Annotated in this window: 2 protein-coding genes; both read right to left on the minus strand. The window is 69.3% G+C overall.

The annotated features are described in order from the left end of the window. Positions 1-428 precede the first annotated feature (428 nt). Positions 429-746, minus strand: coding sequence for a hypothetical protein (locus OTB19_RS42550; protein ID WP_267804222.1), 318 nt, complete (start codon positions 744-746; stop codon positions 429-431). A gap of 23 nt (positions 747-769) precedes the next feature. Further along, positions 770-1,462 (minus strand): hypothetical protein, encoded by a 693-nt coding sequence (locus OTB19_RS42555; RefSeq protein ID WP_267804224.1) that lies wholly within the window; start codon positions 1,460-1,462, stop codon positions 770-772. Positions 1,463-2,129 lie beyond the last annotated feature (667 nt).

A 2,129-nucleotide genomic window follows, 5' to 3' on the forward strand; every position in this document is an offset into this window, starting at 1 on the left:
GTCTCCTCCGGAGACACGACGCGACGGCCCTACGGGCCGTCAAGATGCCGGGCGCTCCGCGCCCTTGGCGGGCCTCCGGCCCTGACGGGAGGTCACCTTCGGTGACCTCCCCGGGCCTTCGGCCCGAGGGGTCCGGCCTCCGGCCGAACCCTGGCCGGCAGCGACGATGGGGGGTGCTGTCGCGGGTTTCCGCTGGTCAGAGTGGGGGTTGATGAGTTGGGGGCTTGGGCCTGGTGCTCGTGCACCTCAGTGCCTCCCACTCCCCTGAACTGCCGGCTTTGCCGGGCTCCACGCAACCGATAGTAGCGCACCATCAGGCCGTACGGGACCCCTACCGGGTCCCCGGACGCCCGAACATGAACCCGCCTAGAGGTCTATACCAATATGGCGATTCTCGAATACGACAACCGCCACCGAATCCCAGGAATTCACCAGTCTTCGCGCTCTACTGAAATTGCCAGAGCGGTCCAGGTGTCGCGTTGGCAATCATCCCAAAGTACGGTGTCGAATCCCTCTCTTTCGAGGGTCATTGATGCTTTCCGGGGGTTGAATTCGTCGGCCGGATATTCGGCGATGTGGATGATGTATCGATCACTGAGTGCCACCAGGTTGAGCCGTACCAGCCCCTGAAATCCGCCCCGGTCGGCGCCCGGGCGGATCGGGTAGGCGATCGCCATGTAGGCGACTCCCGTGCCGGCCGCCGCGTCCAACGCCGCCCCGACCTCCGGCCCGAACCACGCGGACATGTCCCTGTAGTGGCCCCACTCGCTCATCGGACACCCCCGGCGCCGATCCTGGCCAGGGGCGAGCGCCGGCCCTTGCCGAGGGCGCGCAGCGCGGGCCAGTCCACCTCCGGGTGGACCAGGGGGACGCGGTCGACGTGCTCGGCCCGGTACAGCGGGACCCACACCGTGCCGCCGCGCGCCGCCCCGAACCTGATCCGGGTCTCCTCGGTGGAGCGGACCCACCCGAGGCGCACCAGGTGGTCGAAGTCCGCGCGGCGCACGCCGAGGCGGGCGGCGGCCTGGTCCGGCCCCAGCGGGGTGGCCTGGGCCAGGAGGTGGGCCAAGTTCGGGTGCGTGGCCAGGGCGGCCACCTGGTCCGGGTGCAACGCCGGCTGCTCCGGGTCACCGGACAGGTCCGTCAGGTACCCGGCCGTCACCATCGCCCGCACCGCGAACACACTCACCACCACCGGCCCCGCCCCGCCCTCAACGGGGTTGGGGGTGCCCAGGGCCCGCGCGAGGACGTCGGCCGCCCCCCGCCCGGACAACGGATAACCCGGCAGCCCCGCCCGGATCGCGTCGACGTCCATCGACTCCACCGCAGCCCGGGACCACACCCCCGGGCCGGCGTCCGGGGCCGGCACTACCCCGGTGTGCACCGCCCACCGAAACGCCGGCCGGCCCACCCGCAGCCGGCCGGCGGCCTGCCCCTCGTCGTACTCCAACCGCTTCCCCACGCCGATCGCCTCCTCCGGCACCGGCCCACCCTGGACCGTGTGCCGGAAAGATGACAGTTCATTCCAGAAGGTGTCAATTACCCCTGCTCTGTGCCTAGTTGGGGGATATACACCCCTGCTGCGCTCGCGTACGCGAGGACGAAATCACCCTCCCGGGGGACGTCCGGGGCCGGCCCCGGACACAGCAGAGCGGGGCCGTCACCAGTCGGTGACGGCCCCGCTCAATGCGCTCACCACGCCCTAGGCGCCCACCGCATACGGCAAGCGCACCCGGGTCACGTGCGGCTAGTCGGACGGTTCTCCGTGCCCTGAGAACCGTCCTCAACTTCCGAAGTCTGAGACTTCCGGACTTCCGGAGTCCGTGACTTCCGTACTTCGGAATTCTTTCTGGGGTTCGTCAGGGGCGCCGGCTCACTGTCAGCGAACGCTGCTGTGCCGAACGGACCGATCTGTCCCGGGCGGACACCGAGCGTGGCGGCTCCACCCTTCATGCGCAGAGGATGCGGAATCATGACTGGCGTCCTTTCAGGAGAGCCCCCGGGCCTGAGTTCCGCAGTTGAGGTGGCGCTCTAGTACGCGAATATGGGGTTTGACCTGTGGATATGCCGGAGCGCACGCCGGATCGGCGTGTGTCTAGGCGAGGGTGTTCGTGCAGGTCAGGCGGTTG

Origin of the sequence: Streptomyces sp. H27-H5, from assembly GCF_026627505.1 — a bacterium.
Taxonomy (GTDB): Bacteria; Actinomycetota; Actinomycetes; order Streptomycetales; family Streptomycetaceae; genus Streptomyces.

What these genes read in the sequence shown, in the direction of transcription:
- OTB19_RS42550 (WP_267804222.1), bottom strand. Translation starts at nt 746, where the DNA reads ATGTCCGCGTGGTTCGGGCCGGAGGTCGGGGCGGCGTTGGACGCGGCG.